Origin of the sequence: Lacihabitans sp. LS3-19 (assembly GCF_024343575.1) — a bacterium.
Classification (GTDB): domain Bacteria; phylum Bacteroidota; class Bacteroidia; order Cytophagales; family Spirosomataceae; genus Leadbetterella.
In genome coordinates, this window is the sequence record NZ_RJUA01000005.1 from 155,311 (window position 1) to 173,064 (window position 17,754).

Genomic DNA, 17,754 nt, shown 5'->3' on the forward strand with positions numbered 1-17,754 from the left:
CAGTAAATATGATTAGTCACAGTAATGAGAATATGATAATGGACGATGCAAATTCGCCAGAAATCAATAAAAAATTGATGGGAAAAGTTTCTTCCGACTTCGTAAAAGTCTCTGATCAATTAAAAGAGGCTTCTTACCAGATTATCAAAAGAAAATTTTCGGCAAATCCGATTTTTATATTAACAGAAAACCCCGTTGAAATTGGCTCTACTTACCTAGATATTAATATTTTAAAAAACACCTACGAATACAAAATGAGTTATTTGGAAGAATTTGCTCAAAGACAGATAATAGGTGAAGAATCAGTGGAGTTTTTTAAAGAAAACTACAAAGATCCTGAAGAGTATTGCTGCTTATTTGTACTAGATGAAGAATTTGCAGGATTTATATATCTCCCATATCCCAATGATTAATTTCTCCACTTATTTTATTGTTTCTTTTCAACAAAAAACCATAGGCCAAAAGTACTTTTGACAAGTAATAAACTGCTCGAATTATAATATATGAACTAGGGAATTTACCAATAAAAACATAATAGGAGGCCAGAATATCTGAAATAGACACTACTATTACGCCTAAAACAATATAGTTTTTCCCTAGTTTATTTTTCGAAAGCATCAAAGAGTATGCACCCAATATTGAAAACTGAAAAACATAAAATATTGATAAAAGGAAAATAGAATCAGGAATAATATCCATTAAAAAAAAACCAAAAAACAAAAAAGCAATTAATAAATATGGCCAACCTTTTTTTATAAAATCATAATTACTGTCCATATAGGTAATAAACCTTTTAGGCCTTAATAATGATATATACAACTGGTGTTCGACTAGGTACAAAAACAAAAGAAAGGAATTATTGATTTCATTCTGCTGAAAGACAAAAAAAATCTCCCCTAAAAAACCAAAAAAAATTGTAAAAAAAAACAATTTATCCGCCTGTATTAGTTTACCATCGATTTGAAAATAGTAGAATAAAAAAAGTAAAATACTTAAACAGGCCTTAAAAAAAACATTAATAAAAATTGGAAAGTAAAAATGAGAGAATATCTCAATAGTCAGAAAAAATACTATGAATAATAAAATGAATTTAGTTTTAGTCATGCCTATATTTTCTGGCTTGTGGAAAAGCTCTCAATGATAAATATTTGAGAAATAATATACAAACTAAAGCTAAAACTATATAAAAACAAAATACCAGAATGGTAAGAATTCAAAAAATAAAATAGACCTGAAATAAATAAAAAACTTATCCCAATGACTCCAGAATAATATGATTTATTTACAACAGGCCTAAACATACTTAAAATAAGCAATATAGCAATTTCAATAGCATATATTATTAGTAAAAAATAATTGACTACATTGTTTTCTTCGAATACAAAAAAGCCAAAGGCAAAGAAAATTAAAACCGCTGGAATGAAAATTTTCAATACATCAATTTTGGTTTCTTGGATCATTACAGCTCCCTCTTTCCGAATGGATATCAAATACAATAATTGCACAATAAGTTGAATTGCTATTTGTATTTTTTCTTTCAGACCAGTATTTTCAAATATATTAAGTTCGTAAATATCAGAGATATACAACAGCAACAAAGCACCTAAAATCAGATAGTTTAAATCTAAATTTAACTTTTTCCTGCATAATACATAATAGATAGATAAAAAAGGTATAAAAACTAAAAGGTAAACATTAAAAAATGTTTCCATTTCTAATACCTTAGTTATTATACCTGTTAAACCCAATATTATTAGGAATATAAAAGCGATTTTATTCATCAATAGGTTTATCGAGCTAAAAATTAAAACAATTTATCTTTTCCTGGTACAGGTATAGGATAAAAACCGTTTGAATCAGGCAAGGTTTTCGGCAATGAATTCCAATCTAATTTGTCTGGAAATAAATTAACATTTGAATTTATCGCATCATCCCACTTGATTTTCTGACCTGTATAAGTTGCCATTCTACCCATTATACTGGTCATAGTTGCCATTGCTCCATTTTCAGCATTATTGATAGGTTTATTATTTACAATACAATCAAAAAGCACATCATGCTCCACTTGATATGGATTTTTGTCGTCTTTGTCTCTATGTCTCCAAAGGCTATTTCCTGCTAAATCCGTAATTTTCCCTTCTGTAGCCTTCCCTTTTGTACCCACCAAATGCTCAGAAACATTAGAAACCGTACCTGGTTGATGTCTACATTGACTATTTAATATCATACCATCTTCGTACTGAAATTCAACATAATGATGGTCAAATATTTCTCCATATTCATTTCCTTTTCTAACTTCTCGTCCACCCATACCTATAGCCTCCACAGGATGGCCACCTTTAAACCAATTGATTACATCAATATTGTGTATATGTTGCTCACAAATATGATCTCCGCACAACCAAACAAAATAATACCAATTTCGCATTTGATATTCCATTTCAGTCATTTGACTTTCTCTCTTTTTAACCCAAACACCGTCATTGTTCCAATAACACCTAGCTGAAACTATATCACCAATCATTTTTTGATCAATAACACGACTATAAGTTTCTAAATACGAGGTTTGATAATGGCGTTGAAGGCCTACCACTACTTTCAAATTCTTCTTTTTGGATTCTTCAGCAGCTTTTAAAACTCTACGTATACCAGGAGCATCTGTGGCTACTGGCTTTTCCATAAATATATGCTTGCCTTGGGCTACTGCCTCTTCAAAATGCATAGGTCTGAACCCTGGAGGAGTAGTCAAAATAACAACATCAGCCAATGCAATTGCCTTCTTATAAGCATCAAATCCCACAAATTTATGCTCTGGAGCTACTTTAACTCTAGCTTTAACCTTGGGATTTTTATCAGACATTAATGAGGAATAACAGCTATCTACCCTGTCTTGAAAAGCATCAGCCATGGCTACCAAAGTCACATTCTCTTTTACAGACAAAGCTTGGAATGCAGCTCCAGTACCTCTACCGCCACAACCTATTAATGCCACCTTGATTTCATCAGCTGCATTTGGATAAAATGCCGAAGTAATAAGTGGTGAGGCACTCAAAACTGCCCCAGTGGCAATAGAAGACTTTTTCAGAAACATTCTTCTGTCTAAATTATTCATTTTTTAAAGTTTAAGGGTTGAAACGAAATATTATGTAAATTAAAAAAAAGGATTTACTTATTTGTTTAAATAAAAGAAAAAAATATACAATTGTATTATTTCTGTTTAATTGTCTGAAGGTGGAATGGAAAAATACAAGTCAATTTGTTCTTTGGAAGGTATTTTCATTGGCCTGACAATTCTAAACCCTAAGAATGGTGCATCTGTCATCCACCACTTAGACCTCGGAATTTGAGGGTCACGTTGCTTTAATCTTGGTGTTGAAGGCTGCCTCGCCGCTGACCTTAACATATCAGGGTCATCATCCCAATGTCCTCCTTTTATGGTATGAGGATATAATTCATTTTTAATATTTATAGGATCTGATTCTTGTATTTTTTGGTAATAGTTTTCATCATAATAATCTGACGTCCACTCAGATACATTTCCAAGCATATCATACAATCCCCAAGCATTGGGTTTTTTCAAACCTACTTTTTTATAAGCACCGTCAGAATTTTCATAATACCAGGCAAAATCGCCTAATGCATCTACATTATCTCCAAAATAGAAGGCAGATTGTGTGCCTGCTCTTGCCGCATATTCCCATTCGGCTTCCGTGGGTAATCTGTAAAAAATACCTGTGGTTTGATACAACCATTTACAATAAGCTCTGGCTGCATATTGTGTAACATTACAAACTGGAAACCCACCATTTTTGCCTTGTCCAAAACTCATTTCTACATAAGGTTTCGTAGGTCTGGCTATTGCGTCAACATTTAAACTCTTCTCTAGTTCTAATTCTTTGTTTTGAAAAAGCAAATAAGTATCCCAGGTAGTTTCGAATTTCGACATCCAAAATGGACTAATATTTATCTCTTTTTGTGGACCTTCGTCATTTTTTCTAAGTGCTTCAGTTTCTGGACTCCCAATCTTAAACTTCCCTCCTTCTATGGCTATCATTTCTATCGCCTCATTAGAATTGGGTATTTTTTGGGTATATGTTTTAAACTCATCTTGAACAAAAACAGACGCAAAAAGCAAGCACAAAGCGGATATTTTCCACATAAAACCTTGATAATAATATTATTGAAAAAATATTTCTATTCGGAAACAAGTCTAAAAACCATTCCTGGATTCTCCACACCTATGTAAATATAGCCATCATTTCCCATTTTCACGTTCCTCATTCTACCAATATTCAATAACTCCTTATGATTGGAAACCACTTTATTGTCTTTTATTACACATCTCTCTAAATAATTGTACCGCAAAGAACCTATCAAAAGATTACCTGACCAAGATGGATATTTGTTTCCTGTAACGAAGGCCATACCCGACGGTGCAATAGAAGGTATATAATAGAAGACAGGCTGCTCCATCCCGTCTTTTTTTGAAAGATTTGTAATAGGCTTGCCATCATAATTTATTCCATAACTGATGGTCGGCCAGCCAAAATTTACGCCTGCCTTTACAATATTTATTTCATCACCGCCACGAGGACCATGCTCATGCTCCCAAATATTTTTAGTTATTGGATTCTGTATCAAACCCTGAGGATTCCTGTTTCCATAGGCATAAAGAGACTGACTATCAGGTAGTTTACCATAGTAAGGATTATCAGTCGGAATCTTGCCATCGTCGTGCAATCTGTGTATTTTACCTAAATCATTATCTGTATTTTGAGCATATTCAAAATGCTTACCTCTTTCACCAACCGTAAAATAAACATACCCTTTGCCATCAAAAACTATTCTTGAACCATAGTGGTGGGTGGTTTTGGTATAAGGTTTTGCTTCAAAAAGCTCTTCAATATTTGTAAAAGTATCGTTTTCTATTTTCCCTCTTACCAAAGCCGTTGTAGTCCAAGTGCTACCTTCCTCTTCTTTAAACTTTGAATAGGTCATATAAACCCAGCCATTTTGAGCATAATCTGGATGAATTTCAACGTCTAGTAATCCGCCTTGTCCTTTAGCAAGCACCTTGGGGGTGTTTTTTATAATCGTTTTATTTCTATTATTATCAACCTTGTAAAGTACCCCTGCCCTATCTGTAATTAAAAAATCTCCAGAAGGCAATTGCGTCAAACCCCAAGGACTTTCAAAACCTGTAGCGACTGTATCCAACTTCAAAGTCATTTTTCCAGATTTAAAAACATTTGTTTTGGGTTTTGACGCAAACTTGTATTGCTCAACATTTTCAAGGCTTTTTACTATTAAACTGGCCAATTTGTCAATGTCTTTGGTCGCAATAGTATTTTTCCATGAAGGCATACCGCCACTTATCCAACCATTTGTTATTGAGGCTATTACTTCTGGCTTTGTGTTACCATGTAACCATTTTCTATCGACAAAAGCTTCGATTTTCTCTCCATGGCAGCTGGAGCAATATTGTGTGTAAATCGCAACAGTTTTTTTATCTATTTTCTCAAAACCTTTGCTTTGGCTTAATAAACTTGAAAACAATAAAACAAGCGTAATAAAAATTTTATTCATAATTTTGGTTAAGATGAATTGCTAAAATAATAATTTTATATTCAAATAATTAAAAAAATGTCTCTAAAAACTACTTTGACCTGGTTTTATGTTTTTTCTTGCTTCTTTTCAACATCAATTTTTGCCCAAAAGAAAAGTGCTCTAAATCAAACGAAAACAAAAATCGAAAAACTGATTTCAAAAAGTGATGGAAAGTTTGCAGTAGCTTTTAAAGATTTATCGAATAGAAACGTAATTTTTATAAACGAACATGAATATTTTCATGCGGCAAGTACCATGAAAACACCCGTTATGATGGAAGTTTTTAATCAAATCTCTCAAAAAAAACTCAATTTAAAGGACAGCATTGAAGTTAGGAATGAGTTCAAGAGTATTGTAGACCAAAGCACTTACAGTTTAGACCTTTCGGACGATAGCGACGATGTAATTTATTCTAAAATTGGCACAAAAATCACATTGGAAGATTTGATTTTTCAAATGATAACGGTCAGCAGCAACTTTGCCACTAATATTTTAATAGATAAAGTGGGTGCTGAAAATGTGATGAAGTATTTGAACAAAAATGGAATAAATGAGAATATCGTTTTGCGAGGTGTGGAAGACACAAAAGCTTTCAATGCTGGACTAAACAACCGAACTACCGCCTACGGTTTGATGCAAGTATTTGAACTTTTGGAAAAAGAAAACCATCCAAAAATGAAAGAAATATTATTTGCTCAAAAATTCAATGAAATTATTCCTGCCAAATTGCCAAAAGATGTGAAAGTTGCTCATAAAACTGGCTCGATAACAGGTGTGCAACACGATTCAGGAATAGTATATTTACCTGATGGCAGAAAATACGTTTTGATATTATTATCGAAAGAACTTAAAAATCCAAAAGCTGGTGTAGAAACCTTGTCTGAGATATCGAAAATTATTTATACAGACTTGTTTAAGAAATCATAACTTCTACTATCTCGTTCATAATTAAGGCAGTAGCACCCCAAACCCATTGGCTCTGGATATCAAAACCGGGTACTTCCATCTGCCTTTTGCCAACGGTGATATTTCTGATTCCCTTTTTGTCTATATTTAAAAAGTCAGAAAAACTAACTTCGTAAATCTTCTCTACTTCTTTTTGGTCAGGGAAAAAATCTGGTTTATAATCTAGATAACCTACAATAGGCTTAACGATAAAATTTGAGACAGGAATAAATACATCCGTAAGTTCACCCAATATATTTACATCCATCGCCTTAACACCAATTTCCTCCTGAGCTTCACGCAGTGCCGTTCTTACCAAATTCTCATCCGTAAATTCCATTTTACCGCCCGGCAAGGCCATTTGTCCGCCATGGGTACCATCATAAGGTGGTCTTAATATTAAAGGAAGATGTGCCTTACCTTCGTTTGGGTAAAAAGCAATCAAAACAGCACTTTGACGGGTAAATTTGCTAGGAACTATATTCGTTTTTAACCTTTCATCGTGCATAAATTTCTTCTGAAATTCCACGCCAGGAAGCGGGTCTTTTAGTTTGTTGCTTAAAGTGTTGATGAAAGGGTCAAAATACACGTATTCCTAAATTTGTAAGATTAAAATTAAGTTATTTACCTGACATTAAAAATCATTTTTTATAAATATTTCAAAGCAAAAGCTTCAACGCATCGCTCTCCGTCCATGGCGGCAGAGACTATTCCACCTGCATAACCTGCACCTTCAGCACATGGATAAAATCCTGAAATTTCGAGATGCTCCAGAGTCTCTTTATCTCTTGGAATCCTTACAGGCGAGGATGTTCTACTTTCGATGCCTATCATTTGGCCTTGGTCGTAGTTCTTCATTTTATTGCTAAACTGTTTCAAACCATCTTTTAAAGGCACAGAAATAGTATCTGGTAAAATATCATTAAAATCCATAGCCAAAAGACCGGGTTGGTAAGAAGTATCCTCGAGCGTGACAGATTTTTTATTTCTGAAAAAGTCCTTTATCCTTTGAGCAGGCATGGTTTGATGTACACTTTCCTGATTCCCTAAAGCATTCTTTACTTTTTCGTAAGCCGTTTGTTCCACATGTTTTTGAAACTGCAGAGCTGCCAAAGGTCCATAATCTTTAAATTCTTCCCAATCTAACTCATTTACGGCCACAACTACGCCTGAATTGGCATAAACCGAATCCCTTCTCGAAGGTGACATACCGTTCACCACCAATTCGTGCTGCTCTGTAGACGAAGGCACTATAAACCCGCCAGGACACATACAAAAGCTAAAAACACCTCTTTGGATGTTTTTGAAATAAGTTTGAGCCACCAAAGAATATGAGGCCGCGGGCAAAAGTCCTCTATCATCAGAATGATATTGGCACTGATCTACAAAAAACTGTTTGTGCTCTATCCTTACGCCCAAAGCAAACGGTTTAGCCTGCAAAAGAACTTTGTTTTTATGCAAAACCTCAAAAATATCTCTTGCAGAATGGCCTGTGGCCAAAATTACGGCATCAGCATGCCAAGTTTTGCCATCAGAAGTAACTACCCCAGACATTTTATTATTGTCCAAAACAAAATCCACCACTTTGGTATCAAAATGTACCTCTCCGCCAGCGGAAATTATGGTCTCTCTGATATTGGAAACTACAATGGGAAGTTTATTGGTGCCGATATGCGGATGAGCGTCTACCAATATTTGTTCGGTAGCACCATGATTCACCAATATTTCAAGAATCCGCCTCACATCTCCCCTCTTCTTTGAGCGGGTGTATAATTTACCGTCGGAATAGGTACCGGCTCCGCCTTCACCAAAACAATAGTTGGATTCTGGATTTACCAATTGTTCCTTGTTTATGGCAGCTATGTCTCTCCTTCTGGCTCTGACGTCTTTGCCTCTTTCAAGTACAATAGGTTTTATGCCTAATTCCAAACATCTCAATGCCGCAAAAAGGCCCGCTGGACCCGAGCCAACGATGAGGATGGTTTTGGAAAAACTTTTTTTATGGTATTGATAAACATTAAAAGTCGCATTTTCGAATGGTTTTTTTAAAGAAACCTCTATTTCTAGATTTATCTTAACGTCTTTTTTTCGGGCATCTATCGATTGCTTTAACTTCCTGAAAAACAAAGATTGTTCTTCTTTAAGTTTTAAAGTCTCTCTCAAAAACCCTTCCAACTGATTATTGTCTAAGGCAATATGAGGCTGTAAAACGTAGCTATATATATTTTGCATTGCAAAGGTATTTATCCTTTAAATTTCCTTCAAAACTACTAAAATTGTTTTAAAATGAAGCTATATTTGCACATGACCTACTTTCAGAACATAAAAAGAGGAATAAAAACCACGAGAAAAGGCCTGAGCCTTACGCTGAAACACCTGTGGGCGGCCAGAAAAACCAAAGGGCCGCTGAATGTTCAGGATGAAAATTATTTTAAAATATCCGATGGATTTGTCACACTGCAGTATCCTCACGAAACTATATCCGTACCTGAAATTGGAAGATATCAGCTTGATTGTGAGATAGACGACTGCATAGTTTGCGATAAATGTGCGAAAATTTGCCCGGTAGACTGTATAGATATAGAGGCAATAAAATCTCCTGAATTAATCAGAACTACTTCCGACGGCTCACCTGTTAGACTTTATGCAGCAAAATTTGACATAGACATGGCCAAATGTTGCTTCTGTGGACTTTGCACCACTGTGTGCCCAACAGAATGCCTGACCATGAATAGCGAGTATGATTACAGTGTAACGGACGTGGACTTGCTCAACTTTGCATTTTCTAATTTAAGTGCCAAAGAAGCGGAAGAAAAGAAGGAATTATACGAACAGTTTGTGGCCGAAAAAGAAGCTGCAAAAGCTGCAAAAGCAGTTGAAACCGCCGCAGCACCTCAGCCGAGTGGATTTAAACCAAAAATACCGAGTGCGTTTCAGCCCAAAGCAGCTCCAAGCATAGCCTCCGAAGAAAATAATACGGAAGCTACAGAAAAACCGATAACTAAAAAACCGATTTTTGCTCCGAAGAAACCTGTTTTAGAAGCAGAAAATGTAAGTGAGGAAAAACCAAAGTTTATTCCCAAAAGACTGGCACCTGCTGCTGAAGTTAGTGATGTAATAGAGGCTGACATGCCTGTAAAAAGTGCACCCAAGTTTGTTCCAAAAGCAAAAACCGTTGCAGTTACTCCTGAAAATACATTAGAAAGTGAGGAGTCAAATGCTGAAGTGCCTGTAAAACCTGCTCCCAAGTTTGTTCCGAAAGCAAAACCTGTAGTCGATTCTACTGAAAATGGAACAAATAGCAATGAAGCAAATGCAGAATTGCCTGTAAAAACTGCACCGAAGTTTGTTCCGAAAGCAAAACCCGTTGCAGCTACTCCTGAAAATACATTAGATAATAATGTTGAAAATGCCGAATTGCTAGAAAAAGCTACGCTTAAGTTTGTTCCGAAGGCAAAACCTGTGATTGCAGAAAGCACAATTTCAGAGGAAAATGTAGAAACAGAAGCAAAAAAAACCTTCATGCCTAAAGCTAAACCAACTTTAGCTGAAGATAATAATTTATCAGAAACGCCGAAACCTACACCTGCTTTTAAACCAAAAATGAAGCCTGCGGTGGCTGAAGAAGAAAAAGCAGAAGCTCCAATAGAAAATAAACCGAAATTTGTCCCTAAACTCAAACCAAAATCTTAAATGGAAATAGTAATAAGGGAATTATTAAACGGAAACGTTATTTTTTGGATTTTTTGTTTGATCACCATTGGTGGTGCTGCTTATGTTTTGTTCTCAAAAAACGTACTGTATGCTTCTTATGGTTTATTGGTGAGCTTTTTAGGTGTGGCAGGCATATTCGTTTTTGCGGGTGGGGAATTTGTCTCGGCTGCTCAAATCATGATTTACATTGGCGGCATATTGGTTCTATTGATTTTCGGTATAATGTTGAGCTCCAATAAAAAAGCAGGGAAAAATTATTTAAAAATAGAAAATGTGGACATGCCGCTTAGTTTGGGTTATGCTGTTGGACTAAGTTTAATCATAATTTTGCTGATTGTTAAAACTAAATTCGATACGGCGAATCTAAAGCCGCTCCAACATATCAAAAACCTTGGATATGATTTAATGACAGACTCTGTTTTGGTTTTAGAAATAGTTGGTGTGTTGTTGTTAATGGCTTTGATAGGTGCCACTTTTATTGCAAAAAACGATGAATGATATCTTTCCTTATTTGCTAGTTGGCGGTATACTTTTCGCCATTGGACTTACAATATTGATGACCAAGAAAAACTTGATATTGATGTTGATGGGCATTGAATTGATGTTGAACGCTGTAAATATTAACTTTGTGGCTTTTAGCAAATACGACAAAATACCTGAGCACGGACAAATATTTGCACTTTTCGTAATGATGGTGGCGGCCTCAGAAGTGGCTGTGGGTTTGGCGATTATACTAAAAATCAAAAAGCACTATGAAAATATCAACCCAGAAAATCTGAATGAATTAAAAAATTAAAGATTTTTTATTTGAAATAAATCAAAAATCTACTACTTTTGCAGTCCAATTAAGACAATTAGTTGAATCTGGCTGCGTAGCTCAACTGAATAGAGCGTCTCACTACGGATGAGAAGGTTTGGGGTTTGAATCCCTACGCGGTCACAAAGCGAATCGAAAGATTCGCTTTTTTTTTATGCTATTTTGATTGACTTCTGATGAGAAGATTGGCCGAAGTCAGGTTCTTATTAAATCCGTAAACGGTCAAACTTAGTGAATACGCGTGGAATTTATTATTTTTTAAGTTCAATAAGATAAACTGCTAATTCTCATCTTTTTTTCAAGATTTCCTCATTTTATTTTGATTTAAAAACCTCGAAATTGACGGAGGAAATCCAAGATAAAAACATTTAATAGAAATAATCCAATCTTCGATTTCTGAATTCTTGAATTACAATCAACAAAAACTGCAACTCATGAAATCACGTTTATTTTTTCTATTCTTTTTTCTTATTGTCACTTATATTTCTTTTTCACAACAAAGAGTAGCACGCCATAGCTCGGGTATTGTAACTATTTACAGCGGGGCAAATCCTTTTAACGATGCCTACGTAGCAGCCGTTCCGGGTGATACGCTATATCTACCAGGTGGGCCGATACCATCACCGCCAACTATAAACAAGCGGCTTACTATAATAGGAGCGGGACATTACCCCGACTCCACCACAGCCACCCAAAAGACTGTAATTGGGAACATAGTGATTCAGCAAGATGCCGATAAACTGTTTTTGGAAGGGATTGAATTGGGGGCAATTACCATTACTTTAAATCATAAAGTAGATTCTATGATTATTACAAAATGCAAGTTTACTTCAATAAACTTTCAGGGGAGTACAAGTCCATGCATGGGTGTATTAATCAAGAATTGTGTTATTTCTGGAGACGGATCATTTGGAAATACAAACGGTTTGATTTTTAGCAATAATATTATTGATGGGAGAATACTTAGTTTAAACAACGCAGGGATTTCAAATAATATCTTTTTTTATAATGCTATTAGTGTTTCCGCAGGATTTTCAGATGTGGATAACTGCCTCATTTCTAATAATATATTTTTCAGAAACTATAGTGGAGCTACTTATATTTATAGTAATTCCGAGCTAAATACTTTTGCCAATAATATTTTTAATGTGGTGCCAAATATTGGTTCTAATACATTTATCAATAACTATAATTCCGTAAATCTAACAAGCCTTTTCGTCAATCAAACAGGTAACATTTTTAACTACGCTCATGACTATCATTTAGTCAATCCGGACACCTATCTTGGTAATGATGGCAATAAGGTGGGAATTTACGGCGGACTATATCCTTACAAAGAAGGTGCAGTGCCGCAGAATCCTCATATTCAGTTTAAAATCATAGGAACACAAACCAATACCAACGGTGAATTAAACATCCAATTTAAAGTAAAAGCTCAAAATTAAAATTGAAATGAAACTTATTAAATCATTTCTTCTTATCGTAATTTGCCTTCCGTTATGGTCATTCGGTCAAAATCATATTAATAGTTATGAGTATTGGTTTGACAATAATTATGCTCAAAAAATATTGACACAGGTTACTCCGGCCGCCACACTTGATTTATCTACCAATATCCCAACCGATGGTTTGGCATCAGGAATTCATACATTGCATTTTAGGGCTATGGATGATTTAGGGAAATATAGTTCAACTCAAAGTCAGTTCTTTTATAAGGTCATTTATAATCAAATTACCCAAAACGAAATTGATGGATATGAATATTGGATAGATAATGATTATTTAGGCAAAACCACGGTTGCAAGTGCTGTTGGTGAAACCATTAACCTCAATGCCATTCTTGATTTTGCGGGCATTCCGGTCGGATTACATACATTAAATATCAGATTCAAAGACAAAAAATCGATATTTAGCATTACTCAGAGTCAGTTTTTCTACAAAATAAAACCCCAGGCTTTTGGTTCACAAAATCTGATTGTCGCTTTCGAATATTGGTTTAATGATGATTTTGCCGGCAGGGAAACAGTAGTTTTAAATCAGCCGTTACAGCAGATTCATTTGCTCGAAAACCTCGACTTGTCTGAAATTCCTGCTGGAAATTATATCTTAAATTATAGATTTAAGGATACAATTGACCAGTGGAGCTCCGTCACAAGTGATGAAATTCAGAAATTGGTGATACCGAAAGCAATATTTAGTTTCTCAAAAACCGAAAATTGTGACTCGACAGTTTTTACCTTTACCAATGCCAGCGTAGATGCCAATTCCTATCTTTGGGATTTTGGTGATGGACAAACTTCTACTTTGGTAAACCCGGAGCATACTTTTTATTACCCGGGAGCATTTACTGTTAGTTTGAAAGCCATTGATTCTCAGTCGCTATTGGAAAACACTACTGAAGAGCCGTTTAAAATCAAAGGCAATACTTCGTATGCATTTCAGGTGCAGTCTTGCGGGCCATATACTTCACCAAGTGGCAAATACGTCTGGAATACCACCGGAACTTATCTTGACACCCTGGTCAAAGCCGACGGTTGTGATAGTCTGATTACCATAAATCTTGCCGTAAATCCGGTTGTTATTCCAAATGCTCCCATCGCAACATCAGTTGCCAGATGTGGACCCGGAATTTTAACTTTGACAGCATCCGGTTGCAATAGTACTATAATTTGGTATGAAACTGCCACCTCTGATGAAGTTTTGGCTACGGGCAATACATTTGTAACTCCAAATCTTGTTGTCTCCAGAGAATATTTTGTGGCTTGTACTGAAAACACCTGTATCAGCAATCGAACTGCCGTTTCAGCGATGCTCAATATTGACCTAAATCACCCAGCCGGAACATTGCCACCGGGAGTTTATAAGGTATCCAATCAGATAGTCAGCAGGGCGAGTATTAATGGCAACAGCACTTATCAAGCTGCTAATAGTTTGGTCTTGCTTCCAGGATTTCAGGTTTCAAAAGGGATTACATTCAAAGCGGTAATATTAGGATGTGATTAGTTTTTTGTAAAAAGTTCATTTTGCATTTATATGGTTGTATTTTTTTTTAAAAACAGTATACAGATTAAGTTTAGCAAAGTTTTTTAAAAACAATTAAAGATTATTTTAATCCCAAATGTTTAAGGAACTAGTTTATTTGTCAATTCTAATAAAAAAACTCATCTCAAACATCCAATTCCACAAACCGCCTAATTTCTTTTAAAGCATTTATGTAGCCTTTGGTGTAACTTTTTGGGTCTGAGGGATATTTTGAAATGCTTTTTAGGCCATTGAGATAATATTCATAGCCAGTTTTTTCATCTGTTTCATTATAAAAAATTGTGGCATTCCGCTCCATGGGTAAAGTCTCAAACCCGATGCCATTGGAATAAAACTTAAAGGGGGATTTTAGCTGACTGACCATAAATGACCTATAATTGTTGTCTTCTATCAATTGGAAATACGCCACATTAAAGTCTATTTGACCCAAAACTCGGGCTTTTATTTTAGCATTGCTTTCATGAGACGCAGGTTTTAATCTCCACCAATTGTTTTCAAAACTCATCAAGTCGCTATTTTTGGATTCATAATAATTGTCCTTTTTTATCAAAAGTATTATCGAATATTTATCGTTGGCGTTGCCTGTTAATTTCAAAAAATCGACCTCTCCTTTTTCGTTTTTCTGTTCTTCAATATTAAATTTTACTTTTGCAAAACCTTCAAAATTTAGACTTGCGGTATTTTGGTTTTTTGAATCCCAGCTACCCAATGCAAACTCCCCTACTTGCGAAAGCAAAGTCAAGGTATCATTTTCGTAAAACTTCAAATAAGCCTCTTCAAAGTATTCTTTGCACCTATTTTTAAACACCGAAACCTGTAAACTATCATCTTGGTTTTTTACCAAATTGGCTTCAATAGTAAATTTTGAGACTTTAAATGTGCCCAATCTTTCATCTTCTGTTTGGCAGGAAATGAGAAATGTGATACTTAGAATAAAGAGAAATGAGGATTTTAAAGACTGTTTTAAGAGCATTTTATAGTGGTTTTTACAAAACAAAAATATATTGATTTCTGGCTAAAAACTATAAAACCATACGAAAATCTACAAATTAAACATTTTCAGGTTTTTGTGATCAAAGAGATAGTTTTTTATTATAACAAAGGCCCATTTCGTTTATTTTGATTATCAAATACTTATGATTTGAACTTTTGTTTTTTTTAAATTGACAAAAGTGTCTAAATCAATCAGAATTCAAAAAGCTTTATTAGCCTAAACCTATTCCCTCAATTTTCCCTGCAACCCACCTGTATGAATTAATAGGATCCTAGAACCTTTCTCAAAATCTCCTTTCTTGATTTTTTCGAGAATGCTGTAGAACATTTTCCCAGTATAGACTTGATCTAAAGGTATTTGGTGCTTGGCTTCGAAAGTTTTTATAAAGTCTAAAAGCTCAGCATTGTGTTTTCCATAACCTCCAAAATGGTATTCGGTCTCCAGCATCACATTTTCTGGAAAGTCTTTATTTAAGAAGCCTGAGATATCATTCCGTAAAAAATCTCCATTTTTCAGCACTGCCACGCCTATTATTTTACCTTTAAAATCATGGTTGGAAAGTAAACCCGCCATAGTGCCGCCAGTGCCTACTGCAGTGCAGATATAATCAAATTGTTGCGAATTTAGCTCATTTATCAGTTCACCAACTCCGGGCAAAGCCAAGGTATTGGTACCACCTTCGGGAATTATAAAATAATCTTTAGGTAAACTTTCTGCTATTTTGTCTTTATCCCGATAGGCAGTTCTGCTCACAAAAGTAAACTTCATTCCCCGCTCAGTTGCCCTTTTCAAAGTCGGACTGCTGTTTTCGTTTAACTCATCGCCCCTGATTATGCCTAAACCTTCAAAACCAAATAGTGCACAAGCCTCCGCAAATGCCGCGATATGGTTGGAATATGCCCCTCCAAAGGTCGCTAGCTTTTTAAAACCTTTATTTTTTGCAAATAATAAATTGTATTTTAATTTCCTGAATTTATTGCCAGATATATGCTCATGCGTAAGATCGTCACGTTTTACAAACACCTCGACCTGTTTTTCTTCAAACAAATCGTCGAATATTTGAACAATAGGCGTTGGAATATTTATTATCCTTTCGAATTCAAGCATATTTTACGAAATTTGCACCAATATGAATACATTAGAAAAAAACATAGACGCTTTCGAGGACGACGAGGAAGAATTGATGGAGAATATTACCATCAATGTAGATCCCGGTCAAACCTTCATGCGTCTCGACAAATACCTTTCGCATCATCTAAAAAATGTTTCGAGAACTAGAGTCCAGAATGCCATTGAGACGGATTCGGTTAAAGTAAACGAGAACACCGTAAAGCCAAGCTACAAAGTAAAGCCTTTGGACAAAATTACGGTTTCGTTGGTAAAACCCATGGGAATTCCTACAGAAGTTTTGCCTGAGGACATTCCGCTTAATATTGTTTACGAAGATGACACCCTGCTGATAGTAAACAAAGCTCCAGAGATGGTGGTGCATCCGGGTCATGGCAACTATACTGGCACTTTGGTGAATGCCTTGGTGCATCATTTTGCTCATTTGCCTACCGGAGCGGAAGGGAAAGCCAGGCCAGGCCTTGTGCATAGAATTGACAAAGGCACCTCGGGTCTTTTGGTGATAGCCAAAACGGAGTTTGCCTTGCAGTTTTTGGCCAAGCAGTTTGCTGACCACACCACCGAAAGAACCTACAATGCATTGATTTGGGGCGAACCCAAAGAGCCAAAAGGCACGGTAAACGCACATATAGGCAGAGGATTTAAAGACAGAAGAATATCGGACGTTTTTCCTGATGGCGACTATGGCAAAGTGGCGATTACGCATTATGAAGTATTAAAAAACATGCGGTATGTTTCGCTCATCCAATGCAAACTTGAAACTGGACGTACACACCAGATTAGAGCTCACATGAAGTACATCGGGCATACATTGTTCAATGACGCCACTTATGGAGGCGATAAGGTGTTGAGAGGAGATCTGTTTTCAAAATACAAGCAATTTGTGGAAAACTGTTTCGAGATAATTCCTCGGCAGGCTTTACATGCTAAATCGTTAGGATTTATACATCCGACCACAAAAGAGTGGATGCAGTTTGACTCCGAACTACCAGAAGATTTTCAGAAAGTTTTAGAAAAATGGGACCATTACCTACATTTTAAATGATAACACTTAGAAAAGCCGTAGCCAAAGACGTAAAAGCCATCATGAATTTGGTAAACGAATTGGCAGTTTATGAAAATGCTCCCGAACAAGTGAGCAATACCGAAGAAAGAATGCTGGAGGAGGGTTTTGGCCCTAAAAAAGCTTTTGAATGTATATTGGCAGAGTCTGAAAATGGAATAATTGGCATGGCCTTGTACTATTTCAGGTATTCAACTTGGAAAGGCCGCAGGTTGTATTTAGAAGATTTGGTAGTAACAGAAAGCCAAAGAGGCACAGGAGCAGGCAAACTACTATTTGATGCCATGATAGAAACCGCCAAGCAAGAAGACTGCTCAGGAATGATGTGGCAGGTATTGGATTGGAACAAACCAGCAATCAATTTCTATGATAAGTACAGTACCAGATATGATGAAGGTTGGTTGAATTGTCATTTGGATTTTTGAAGTGGATAATCCCCAATTT

Annotated in this window: 18 protein-coding genes and 1 tRNA gene; 10 read left to right on the forward strand and 9 right to left on the reverse strand. The window is 35.6% G+C overall.

The window, feature by feature from the left end:
* The first annotated feature begins 8 nt into the window (after positions 1 to 8).
* Positions 9 to 413 carry a hypothetical protein gene (locus EGI22_RS07020; protein WP_255067409.1) on the forward strand — a complete coding sequence of 135 codons (405 nt, stop codon included), beginning with the start codon at positions 9 to 11 and terminating at the stop codon, positions 411 to 413.
* On the opposite strand, the gene EGI22_RS07025 is transcribed toward EGI22_RS07020, so the two are convergent.
* The 5 genes from EGI22_RS07025 to EGI22_RS07045 form a co-directional block, all read right to left on the reverse strand.
* The gene (locus EGI22_RS07025; protein ID WP_255067410.1) at positions 385 to 1,104 is read right to left on the reverse strand and encodes a lysoplasmalogenase family protein; all 720 of its coding nucleotides are present in this window, start codon (positions 1,102 to 1,104) and stop codon (positions 385 to 387) included. The two genes, EGI22_RS07020 and EGI22_RS07025, sit on opposite strands and share 29 nt — an antisense overlap.
* A gap of 2 nt (positions 1,105 to 1,106) precedes the next feature.
* The gene (locus tag EGI22_RS07030; protein ID WP_255067411.1) at positions 1,107 to 1,781 is read right to left on the reverse strand and encodes a hypothetical protein; all 675 of its coding nucleotides are present in this window, start codon (positions 1,779 to 1,781) and stop codon (positions 1,107 to 1,109) included.
* 23 nt (positions 1,782 to 1,804) lie between these two features.
* Positions 1,805 to 3,112 (reverse strand): Gfo/Idh/MocA family protein, encoded by a 1,308-nt coding sequence (locus EGI22_RS07035; protein WP_255067412.1) that lies wholly within the window; start codon positions 3,110 to 3,112, stop codon positions 1,805 to 1,807.
* Positions 3,113 to 3,217: 105 nt separating this feature from the next.
* The gene (locus EGI22_RS07040) at positions 3,218 to 4,159 is read right to left on the reverse strand and encodes an SUMF1/EgtB/PvdO family nonheme iron enzyme (protein ID WP_255067413.1); all 942 of its coding nucleotides are present in this window, start codon (positions 4,157 to 4,159) and stop codon (positions 3,218 to 3,220) included.
* Positions 4,160 to 4,194: 35 nt separating this feature from the next.
* Positions 4,195 to 5,586, reverse strand: a complete 1,392-nt coding sequence (locus EGI22_RS07045; protein ID WP_255067414.1) for a PQQ-dependent sugar dehydrogenase — start codon at positions 5,584 to 5,586, stop codon at positions 4,195 to 4,197.
* 57 nt (positions 5,587 to 5,643) lie between these two features.
* Here EGI22_RS07045 and EGI22_RS07050 point away from each other — a divergent pair, with 57 nt between their 5' ends.
* On the forward strand, positions 5,644 to 6,534 hold the full coding sequence (locus tag EGI22_RS07050) for a serine hydrolase (RefSeq protein WP_255067415.1): 891 nt from the start codon (positions 5,644 to 5,646) through the stop codon (positions 6,532 to 6,534).
* Here EGI22_RS07050 and EGI22_RS07055 read toward each other — a convergent pair.
* On the reverse strand, positions 6,521 to 7,141 hold the full coding sequence (locus tag EGI22_RS07055) for a CoA pyrophosphatase (protein ID WP_255067416.1): 621 nt from the start codon (positions 7,139 to 7,141) through the stop codon (positions 6,521 to 6,523). The genes EGI22_RS07050 and EGI22_RS07055 overlap by 14 nt on opposite strands.
* Before the next feature lie 59 nt (positions 7,142 to 7,200).
* Positions 7,201 to 8,784, reverse strand: coding sequence for an NAD(P)/FAD-dependent oxidoreductase (locus EGI22_RS07060; RefSeq protein WP_255067417.1), 1,584 nt, complete (start codon positions 8,782 to 8,784; stop codon positions 7,201 to 7,203).
* 54 nt (positions 8,785 to 8,838) lie between these two features.
* Here EGI22_RS07060 and EGI22_RS07065 point away from each other — a divergent pair, with 54 nt between their 5' ends.
* The 6 genes from EGI22_RS07065 to EGI22_RS07090 all read left to right on the forward strand — a co-directional run bounded on the left by EGI22_RS07065 (position 8,839) and on the right by EGI22_RS07090 (position 14,086).
* The gene (locus EGI22_RS07065; RefSeq protein ID WP_255067418.1) at positions 8,839 to 10,245 is read left to right on the forward strand and encodes a 4Fe-4S dicluster domain-containing protein; all 1,407 of its coding nucleotides are present in this window, start codon (positions 8,839 to 8,841) and stop codon (positions 10,243 to 10,245) included.
* Positions 10,246 to 10,764 (forward strand): NADH-quinone oxidoreductase subunit J, encoded by a 519-nt coding sequence (locus tag EGI22_RS07070; RefSeq protein ID WP_255067419.1) that lies wholly within the window; start codon positions 10,246 to 10,248, stop codon positions 10,762 to 10,764.
* Positions 10,757 to 11,062: an NADH-quinone oxidoreductase subunit NuoK gene (nuoK, locus tag EGI22_RS07075; RefSeq protein WP_255067420.1), complete on the forward strand. Its 306-nt coding sequence runs from the start codon at positions 10,757 to 10,759 to the stop codon at positions 11,060 to 11,062. The genes EGI22_RS07070 and nuoK overlap by 8 nt, the downstream gene beginning before the upstream one ends.
* Positions 11,063 to 11,132: 70 nt before the next feature.
* Positions 11,133 to 11,206 (forward strand) — tRNA-Arg (locus tag EGI22_RS07080).
* A 311-nt stretch (positions 11,207 to 11,517) separates the two neighbouring features.
* A complete protein-coding gene (locus tag EGI22_RS07085; protein WP_255067421.1) occupies positions 11,518 to 12,528 on the forward strand; it encodes a right-handed parallel beta-helix repeat-containing protein in 1,011 nt (336 codons plus the stop codon).
* Positions 12,529 to 12,535: 7 nt separating this feature from the next.
* Positions 12,536 to 14,086: a PKD domain-containing protein gene (locus EGI22_RS07090; RefSeq protein ID WP_255067422.1), complete on the forward strand. Its 1,551-nt coding sequence runs from the start codon at positions 12,536 to 12,538 to the stop codon at positions 14,084 to 14,086.
* 163 nt (positions 14,087 to 14,249) lie between these two features.
* On the opposite strand, the gene EGI22_RS07095 is transcribed toward EGI22_RS07090, so the two are convergent.
* The gene (locus EGI22_RS07095; RefSeq protein WP_255067423.1) at positions 14,250 to 15,098 is read right to left on the reverse strand and encodes a hypothetical protein; all 849 of its coding nucleotides are present in this window, start codon (positions 15,096 to 15,098) and stop codon (positions 14,250 to 14,252) included.
* Positions 15,099 to 15,341: 243 nt separating this feature from the next.
* Positions 15,342 to 16,226 (reverse strand): 1-aminocyclopropane-1-carboxylate deaminase/D-cysteine desulfhydrase, encoded by an 885-nt coding sequence (locus EGI22_RS07100; protein WP_255067424.1) that lies wholly within the window; start codon positions 16,224 to 16,226, stop codon positions 15,342 to 15,344.
* A 22-nt stretch (positions 16,227 to 16,248) separates the two neighbouring features.
* Here EGI22_RS07100 and EGI22_RS07105 point away from each other — a divergent pair, with 22 nt between their 5' ends.
* Positions 16,249 to 17,292, forward strand: a complete 1,044-nt coding sequence (locus EGI22_RS07105) for an RluA family pseudouridine synthase (RefSeq protein WP_255067425.1) — start codon at positions 16,249 to 16,251, stop codon at positions 17,290 to 17,292.
* Positions 17,289 to 17,735, forward strand: coding sequence for a GNAT family N-acetyltransferase (locus EGI22_RS07110; protein ID WP_255067426.1), 447 nt, complete (start codon positions 17,289 to 17,291; stop codon positions 17,733 to 17,735). The genes EGI22_RS07105 and EGI22_RS07110 overlap by 4 nt, the downstream gene beginning before the upstream one ends.
* Positions 17,736 to 17,754 lie beyond the last annotated feature (19 nt).

What these genes read in the sequence shown, in the direction of transcription:
- EGI22_RS07065 (WP_255067418.1), top strand. Translation starts at nt 8,839, where the DNA reads ATGAAGCTATATTTGCACATGACCTACTTTCAGAACATAAAAAGAGGA.
- EGI22_RS07070 (WP_255067419.1), top strand. Translation starts at nt 10,246, where the DNA reads ATGGAAATAGTAATAAGGGAATTATTAAACGGAAACGTTATTTTTTGG.
- EGI22_RS07045 (WP_255067414.1), bottom strand. Translation starts at nt 5,586, where the DNA reads ATGAATAAAATTTTTATTACGCTTGTTTTATTGTTTTCAAGTTTATTA.
- EGI22_RS07040 (WP_255067413.1), bottom strand. Translation starts at nt 4,159, where the DNA reads ATGTGGAAAATATCCGCTTTGTGCTTGCTTTTTGCGTCTGTTTTTGTT.
- EGI22_RS07110 (WP_255067426.1), top strand. Translation starts at nt 17,289, where the DNA reads ATGATAACACTTAGAAAAGCCGTAGCCAAAGACGTAAAAGCCATCATG.
- EGI22_RS07060 (WP_255067417.1), bottom strand. Translation starts at nt 8,784, where the DNA reads ATGCAAAATATATATAGCTACGTTTTACAGCCTCATATTGCCTTAGAC.
- EGI22_RS07035 (WP_255067412.1), bottom strand. Translation starts at nt 3,112, where the DNA reads ATGAATAATTTAGACAGAAGAATGTTTCTGAAAAAGTCTTCTATTGCC.
- EGI22_RS07025 (WP_255067410.1), bottom strand. Translation starts at nt 1,104, where the DNA reads ATGACTAAAACTAAATTCATTTTATTATTCATAGTATTTTTTCTGACT.
- EGI22_RS07020 (WP_255067409.1), top strand. Translation starts at nt 9, where the DNA reads ATGATTAGTCACAGTAATGAGAATATGATAATGGACGATGCAAATTCG.
- EGI22_RS07050 (WP_255067415.1), top strand. Translation starts at nt 5,644, where the DNA reads ATGTCTCTAAAAACTACTTTGACCTGGTTTTATGTTTTTTCTTGCTTC.
- EGI22_RS07030 (WP_255067411.1), bottom strand. Translation starts at nt 1,781, where the DNA reads ATGAATAAAATCGCTTTTATATTCCTAATAATATTGGGTTTAACAGGT.
- EGI22_RS07085 (WP_255067421.1), top strand. Translation starts at nt 11,518, where the DNA reads ATGAAATCACGTTTATTTTTTCTATTCTTTTTTCTTATTGTCACTTAT.
- nuoK (WP_255067420.1), top strand. Translation starts at nt 10,757, where the DNA reads ATGAATGATATCTTTCCTTATTTGCTAGTTGGCGGTATACTTTTCGCC.
- EGI22_RS07100 (WP_255067424.1), bottom strand. Translation starts at nt 16,226, where the DNA reads ATGCTTGAATTCGAAAGGATAATAAATATTCCAACGCCTATTGTTCAA.
- EGI22_RS07090 (WP_255067422.1), top strand. Translation starts at nt 12,536, where the DNA reads ATGAAACTTATTAAATCATTTCTTCTTATCGTAATTTGCCTTCCGTTA.
- EGI22_RS07105 (WP_255067425.1), top strand. Translation starts at nt 16,249, where the DNA reads ATGAATACATTAGAAAAAAACATAGACGCTTTCGAGGACGACGAGGAA.
- EGI22_RS07095 (WP_255067423.1), bottom strand. Translation starts at nt 15,098, where the DNA reads ATGCTCTTAAAACAGTCTTTAAAATCCTCATTTCTCTTTATTCTAAGT.